This window comes from Pseudomonas sp. EA_105y_Pfl2_R69 (genome assembly GCF_963970915.1).
Lineage (GTDB): Bacteria > Pseudomonadota > Gammaproteobacteria > Pseudomonadales > Pseudomonadaceae > Aquipseudomonas.
Window position 1 is genome coordinate 226,950 of sequence record NZ_CAXAOO010000007.1, and the last position, 6,039, is coordinate 232,988.

At 60.0% G+C, this 6,039-nt stretch carries 7 protein-coding genes; 6 read left to right on the forward strand and 1 reads right to left on the reverse strand.

The window, feature by feature from the left end:
* Positions 1-14 precede the first annotated feature (14 nt).
* The 3 genes from AACY13_RS19230 (at position 15) to AACY13_RS19240 (ending at position 1,638) form a co-directional block, all read left to right on the forward strand.
* Positions 15-230 carry a DUF2970 domain-containing protein gene (locus tag AACY13_RS19230; RefSeq protein WP_339463182.1) on the forward strand — a complete coding sequence of 72 codons (216 nt, stop codon included), beginning with the start codon at positions 15-17 and terminating at the stop codon, positions 228-230.
* Between the two features lie 290 nt (positions 231-520).
* Positions 521-1,087: a nicotinamide riboside transporter PnuC gene (gene pnuC, locus AACY13_RS19235; RefSeq protein ID WP_339463183.1), complete on the forward strand. Its 567-nt coding sequence runs from the start codon at positions 521-523 to the stop codon at positions 1,085-1,087.
* Entirely contained in the window at positions 1,084-1,638 is a 555-nt protein-coding gene (locus AACY13_RS19240; protein WP_339463184.1) for an AAA family ATPase, read from the forward strand. The genes pnuC and AACY13_RS19240 overlap by 4 nt, the downstream gene beginning before the upstream one ends.
* Here AACY13_RS19240 and AACY13_RS19245 read toward each other — a convergent pair.
* Entirely contained in the window at positions 1,603-2,070 is a 468-nt protein-coding gene (locus AACY13_RS19245) for a DUF3429 domain-containing protein (protein WP_339463185.1), read from the reverse strand. The genes AACY13_RS19240 and AACY13_RS19245 overlap by 36 nt on opposite strands.
* Positions 2,071-2,227: 157 nt before the next feature.
* Here AACY13_RS19245 and AACY13_RS19250 point away from each other — a divergent pair, with 157 nt between their 5' ends.
* The 3 genes from AACY13_RS19250 (at position 2,228) to queD (ending at position 5,763) form a co-directional block, all read left to right on the forward strand.
* Positions 2,228-4,102 (forward strand): di-heme-cytochrome C peroxidase, encoded by a 1,875-nt coding sequence (locus tag AACY13_RS19250; protein ID WP_339463186.1) that lies wholly within the window; start codon positions 2,228-2,230, stop codon positions 4,100-4,102.
* A gap of 53 nt (positions 4,103-4,155) precedes the next feature.
* On the forward strand, positions 4,156-5,289 hold the full coding sequence (locus tag AACY13_RS19255) for a catalase family protein (RefSeq protein WP_339463187.1): 1,134 nt from the start codon (positions 4,156-4,158) through the stop codon (positions 5,287-5,289).
* Positions 5,290-5,406: 117 nt separating this feature from the next.
* Positions 5,407-5,763: a 6-carboxytetrahydropterin synthase QueD gene (queD, locus tag AACY13_RS19260; RefSeq protein WP_339463188.1), complete on the forward strand. Its 357-nt coding sequence runs from the start codon at positions 5,407-5,409 to the stop codon at positions 5,761-5,763.
* Positions 5,764-6,039 lie beyond the last annotated feature (276 nt).

Genomic DNA, 6,039 nt, shown 5'->3' on the forward strand with positions numbered 1-6,039 from the left:
ACGAGGAGGTGTGCATGGATGACGAGAACAACAAACCCCTGACATTCTGGGAAATGCTGCAGAGCGTGCTGTCTGCTGCCCTGGGCGTACAAAGCGGGAAAAATCGCAGCCGCGACTTCAGCCGAGGCAAGCCGAGCCACTTCATTATCATGGGTGTGCTGTTCACCTTCGTCTTCGTGCTGCTGATCTTCGCCGCGGTCAAACTGGTGCTGCATCTGGCCGGGGTCTGAATCATTCCGCAGAGGCTGGCTGGAAAAGCCGTGGTCCTTGAGCTGCGCACAATACAAGGCGCTGAACTGGCGAAAGTCGAGCCCGTCGGCCTAGCCGCTCATCGAGCAGGTGCCCATCCCGTCATTGGCGGACCAGGCCAGACGTCGATCCGGATAGCGTTGCGCAGTCATCGCCAATCTCGTGAACAGCCACGTCAGCGCTGAACGGGATAAGCCAAGACGAACCACACGGCAATGGCTACAATCGCCGGCCACCCGAGTCTATACCTGCCCCTGGCGACTGGAGCCCCATGTCCAACCTGGAAATCATTGCCTCTGCCATCGGCATCCTGGCGGTCTGGCTGACCGTAAGACAAAACCGCTGGTGCTGGCCAATCGGTCTGGTGATGGTGCTGATGTATGCCTGGATCTTCTTTGAAGGCAAGCTCTATTCGAACATGCTCCTGCAAGGCGTGTACGCCGCTCTGCAGCTTTACGGCTGGTGGCAGTGGACCCGCGGTGGTGCCAGCCACCAGGGCGTCCAGGTCAGCCGTCTGACCAGCCAGGGCCTGATGTTCAGTCTGACCTTGGGCGCAACGGGGGCCCTGGCGCTGGGCTTTCTGATGGCCAGCTACACCGACGCGACGGCCCCCTGGCAGGATGCCGCGCTCAGTGCGTTCAGCCTGGTGGCCCAGGTGTGGATGGCGCAGAAAAGGGTCGAATGCTGGCCCCTGTGGATTGTCCTGGACCTGCTGTTTGTCGCCCTTTTCCTCACCCACGGCCTGCTCCTGACCGCCGGACTGTATGCCCTCTTCACCCTGCTGGCCATCAGCGGCTGGCTGACCTGGCAGCGTGATCGCGCCCTGGTTGAAGCATGAAGGTGCTGGTCCTGACCGGCCCGGAGTCCAGCGGCAAGAGCTGGCTGGCGCAGGAAATCCACAGCGCCTTCGGCGGGCTGGTGGTCGGTGAGTTTGTTCGGCATTTTATCGAGCGAGAACAGCGCGACACCTGCTACGCCGACATCAGCACCATCGCCCAGGGCCAGCTGGCCTGGGAAGACGCCGCCCGTGCACGCCGACCGGAGCTGTTGATCCTCGACACCCACCTGTTAAGCAACCTGCTATGGAGCCAGGCGTTGTTCGGCGACTGCCCGCCCTGGATCGAGCAGGCCTTGCTGCAACGCGACTACCACCTGCACCTGCTGCTCGACCCCGTCGCCGTGCCCTGGGTCGATGACGGCCAGCGCTGCCAGCCGCAGTTGCAACAGCGCCTCGGCTTCTATCGGGACTGCGAGCGCTGGCTACGCCAGCACCGACAGCCGCTGCAGTGCATTCAGGGCGACTGGACGCAGCGCCAGACCCAGACCCTGCGCTGCGTCGAGCAGTGGCTGAACTCAGCGCACCCAGACACTGGCCCAGGCCAGCAGTAGGCTAAGGCACACGACCCAGGTCAGCGGTTTGCGCAGGCTCGGGTACCAGCCGGGCGCAAGCCCCAGCTTGACCGCTCTCAAGTCGGCAAAATACAGCCCCAGAAACGCCAGCAGACAGAGCGGCAAGGCCAGACTCATCGGTAATCCGGCACTGATGGCCAACCAGCCCAGCAATGGCGGTATCACCGAAAGGCCAAGCTGAATCTGTGCGTGCTCGCCAGCATCCTCCCCGCGTATCGCCAGCCCCCAGTGAATCGCCCCCATAAAAGCCAGGATCACTGCCGCGTAATCAAGCAGCGCCTCAAGAACGAAAGGCCGCCAGCCTTCTGGCGTCACCCAGATACCCAGAGCCCCGCTGACAAAAGGCACCAACCCCGCATAACCCAGCAATAACGCCAACTGCGGTGGCTTTTCCGCGTCAAAGGGATGCATCGCTCACTCCTCTTCAATTTACAAAAACTCCGTATCCTTTGCACAAGACTATGCAATGGAGATGCATCGGCCAATAATCGACAGGCACTGGCCACTTGCCACAAACTGATTTGCTTGGCATAACCCTTAAAAATAAAAACATTACAAGGACGTACCGATGCGCATCATCCGCAGGGCCCTTTCAGGCGTACTCGTACTGCTGCTTATCGCCCTTGCCGTTGGCCTCTATTTCATCGCCAATCCAAATCTGCCGACGTACCAGAAGCCGGACAAGCTTCACTACCTCGACCAGTGGAGCATGGACGAGCGTCAGACCTATTACTACACGCCACAAGGCACCCAGGTTAAAGGCCTGCGCTATGAGTGGTTCGGCGCGCTCGAGTTGCCCCTTAGCCGCGCGAAATTCGCCGCGCCCGACTATCTGGCGCGCTTCGGCTTTCTGGTCGACCCGGAACAACAGCCTAGCCCACAGAACCCCGGCAATCTGCCCGTGGGTTTTGCCCGCCACGCGGACGATGAAAGCGGCGAACACTATCTGGATATCAGCTGCGCCGCCTGCCACACCGGCGAGTTGCGCTACAAGGGCCAGTCGGTGCGCATCGATGGCGGCGCGGCACTGCATTCGCTGGCATCGACCGTGCCGACCATCCGCGGCGGCAGTTTCGGTCAGTCGCTCGGCATGAGCATGGCCTTTACCTACTACAACCCGCTGAAATTTCGCCGTTTCGCCAAGCAGGTGCTCGGCGATGAGTACGCGGCCAAACACCCGCAACTGCGCCGCGATTTCAAAGTAGTGCTCGATCGGCTGCTCGGCACCGCCTTTAACGACTGGCACCGCGGCCTCTATCCCACCGAAGAGGGCTTTGGCCGCACCGACGCCTTTGGCCGCATCGCCAACAGCGTATTCGGCGATGCCATCGACCCCGGCAACTACCGCATTGCCAATGCACCGGTGAGCTATCCGCAGGTCTGGGACATCTGGAAATTCGACTGGGTTCAATGGAACGGCTCAGCCATGCAGCCCATGGCACGCAATGTCGGCGAAGCGCTTGGCGTGGGGGCCACCCTGCAACTGCTCGATGCTGACGGGCATCCCGTGGCCGAGTCAGAGCGCTATGCATCCAGCGTGCGCCTGCGCGACCTGCACACACTGGAAGAGACCCTCAAACAACTCAAACCACCGGCCTGGCCAGAGCAGGTCTTCGGCAAGATCGATTTACCCCTCGCAAGCCAGGGACGCGCGCTCTATAGCGAAAATTGCGCTTACTGCCATGCCCCTGACCCGAAAAAGCCGGCGGAGCGCTTTGCGCCCTCCCGTGACCCAGAATGGCGCATGCGTGTCGTGCCGACCGCGATCGTAGGCACCGACCCGACCACTGCCGACAATATTGCCGATCACCGCTTCGATATCAGCAAACTCGGCTGGACCAAGGCCGAACTCGGCAAGCTGGATGTCCGACTTTTTGGCGCAACCCTGGATGATATCGACCTGAGCAACATTTCCAGCGCCAAGGCCCTGGCCTATGTCACCGCTTATGTGGAGAACCGCGCCTATCAGGATGCCGGTATTTCCGACCGCGAACGCTGGCGCATGGACGGTTTCGGCCTGCCCATCGGCGTCCAGGAAAAACGCGGCTACAAGGCCAGGCCGCTGGATGGTATCTGGGCCACCCCGCCATTTCTGCATAACGGTTCGGTACCCAACCTGTTCCAACTGCTCTCCCCTGTCTCGGAGCGCGACAGCCAGTTCTGGGTGGGCAACTTCGAGTTCAACCCCAAGCATGTCGGCTTTGCCAGTGAGAAGTTCAGCGGAGGATTCCTCTTCGATACCCGCATCACCGGCAACGGCAACCAGGGCCATGAATTCCGCGCCGGTTGCCGCCAGGATGGCGTGATCGGGCGCGCCCTGCAGCCGGAAGAGCGCTGGGCGCTGGTCGAATACCTCAAGGTACTGGGCAACCCGAGCCTTGAACAGCAGCTCCAGCCTGTTGCCGCCAAGGACTGGAGCCCGGGCCCGGACTGCCAGAACTAGAAGGGCTCGACTAGCGACTGCGCAACCAATAACTACTCACAGGGACTTACGCGATGCTTAAACGACTCTGGCTCTGGCTCTGCAGTCTGCTGGGCAAACTACTCCTCTTTGTCGCCGTCATAGGTCTGGCCGGCTGGGGTATAGGCAGCGCTTATTACCATTGGAAATTTTCCGGGCCGGTGTCCAGCGAAGAACAGATTCCCGCCGATGAGGCTGCGCTGACCCGCAGCATTATCGAAGATGCCATCCGCGTCGTCGAACAACATCGCGACAACACCCGAGTTCTGCGTGATGCTCATGCCAAGGCCCATGGCTGCGTAAGGGCCCAGCTCACTGTCAGCCCGACTCTCGCGCCCGAGTTGCAGCACGGCGTGTTCAGCGAGCCAGGGAAAAGCTGGCAAGCCTGGATGAGGCTATCCAACGGTAACGCCTATCCGCAGTTCGACCGTGCCCGTGATGCCCGTGGCATGGCTATCAAGCTGCTCGAGGTCCCCGGAGAGAAACTCAGCAAGAGCCCACAGCACACCGCCGAACAGGACTTCGTGATGTTCAATCACCCAGCCTTCTTCGTCCGTGACGTGGCCGAATACAAGAGCAACTTTGCCGCCCAGGCCGATGGCAAGAAAGCCCTGGCGTTTTTCCCCAGCTGGAACCCTGAAAGCTGGGAGATCAGGCACCTGATTATCGCCCTGAAAACCCTTGCCCCGGCACCTGAAAGCCCCGTGGCGACCACTTACAACTCCATCGCCCCCTTCAAGCTGGGCCCGCTCAATATCAAATACCGGGTCATACCTGACCCACAGGCCTGCCCTAGATATAGCCTGCCTCAGCAAAACCAGGACCTACCCAACTTCCTGCGCAATGCGCTCTATCAGCAGCTCTCCCTGGACCGCGTACCCGCCTGCTTTGCCCTGCAGGTGCAGCGGCAGAACCCCGAGTACTACATGCCGATAGAGGACCCCAGCATCGAGTGGGATGAATCCATCTCACCTTTCGAGACAGTGGCGAGCATTCAGCTCCCCGCGCAAGACTTCGATAGTCGCGAGCAGAACCTGTTCTGCGACAACCTGTCCTTCAATCCATGGCACTCATTGCCCGAACATCGCCCGATCGGTGGCATCAATCGCCTGAGGAAGGCCGTCTACGAGGCCGTAAGCGCCTATCGCCTGGAGCGTAATCAGCAATAATCAGGGTGAATTGGATACACGCGAGAGGGTGAGACGCGGTAAATCAGCGCCTGAACTGGTAAGATTCGCATCTTAGCTAAGCGTGCTGAAGCCGCGTACTACCAGAGAGAAATGCCCGTGGAACTGTTCAAAGAGTTTATGTTCGAGGCCGCCCACCGACTGCCTCACGTCCCCGAAGGCCACAAGTGCGGCCGCCTGCACGGCCATTCGTTTCGAGTTGCAGTCTATATCGCGGGGGAAGTTGACCCCTACACCGGCTGGATTCGTGACTTCTCCGAGATCAAAGCGATCTTCAAGCCGCTCTATGAGCAACTGGATCACAACTACCTCAACGATATCCCCGGCCTGGAAAATCCAACCAGCGAAGTACTCGCCAAGTGGATCTGGCAAGAGCTCAAGCCTCTCCTTCCCGAACTGTCGCGCATCCGCATCCATGAAACCTGCACCAGCGGCTGCGAATACCGCGGCGACTGAACTCAGACGTACAGATTGAAGCCACCGAAAGGTGGCTTTTTATTGACTATGTACCCGTCGACTGCAGTATGAGGCCCCTGAAGAAAGCTCGTCTGCTAAGGGCTGGATCTCGCGGAAATAACACCAGCAGCCGTTTGCGGCGCGCTTTATTTTCTCGCGGCCAAAGTAAAACCCCCGACCAGTTTCCTGATCGGGGGTTTTGGTATAGGTGCTTGACGATGACCTACTCTCACATGGGGAAACCCCACACTACCATCGGCGATGCATCGTTTCACT

Excerpts from the sequence above, each read along its gene's own strand:
- AACY13_RS19240 (WP_339463184.1), top strand. The coding sequence starts at position 1,084 with ATGAAGGTGCTGGTCCTGACCGGCCCGGAGTCCAGCGGCAAGAGCTGG.
- pnuC (WP_339463183.1), top strand. The coding sequence starts at position 521 with ATGTCCAACCTGGAAATCATTGCCTCTGCCATCGGCATCCTGGCGGTC.
- AACY13_RS19245 (WP_339463185.1), bottom strand. The coding sequence starts at position 2,070 with ATGCATCCCTTTGACGCGGAAAAGCCACCGCAGTTGGCGTTATTGCTG.
- AACY13_RS19230 (WP_339463182.1), top strand. The coding sequence starts at position 15 with ATGGATGACGAGAACAACAAACCCCTGACATTCTGGGAAATGCTGCAG.
- AACY13_RS19250 (WP_339463186.1), top strand. The coding sequence starts at position 2,228 with ATGCGCATCATCCGCAGGGCCCTTTCAGGCGTACTCGTACTGCTGCTT.
- AACY13_RS19255 (WP_339463187.1), top strand. The coding sequence starts at position 4,156 with ATGCTTAAACGACTCTGGCTCTGGCTCTGCAGTCTGCTGGGCAAACTA.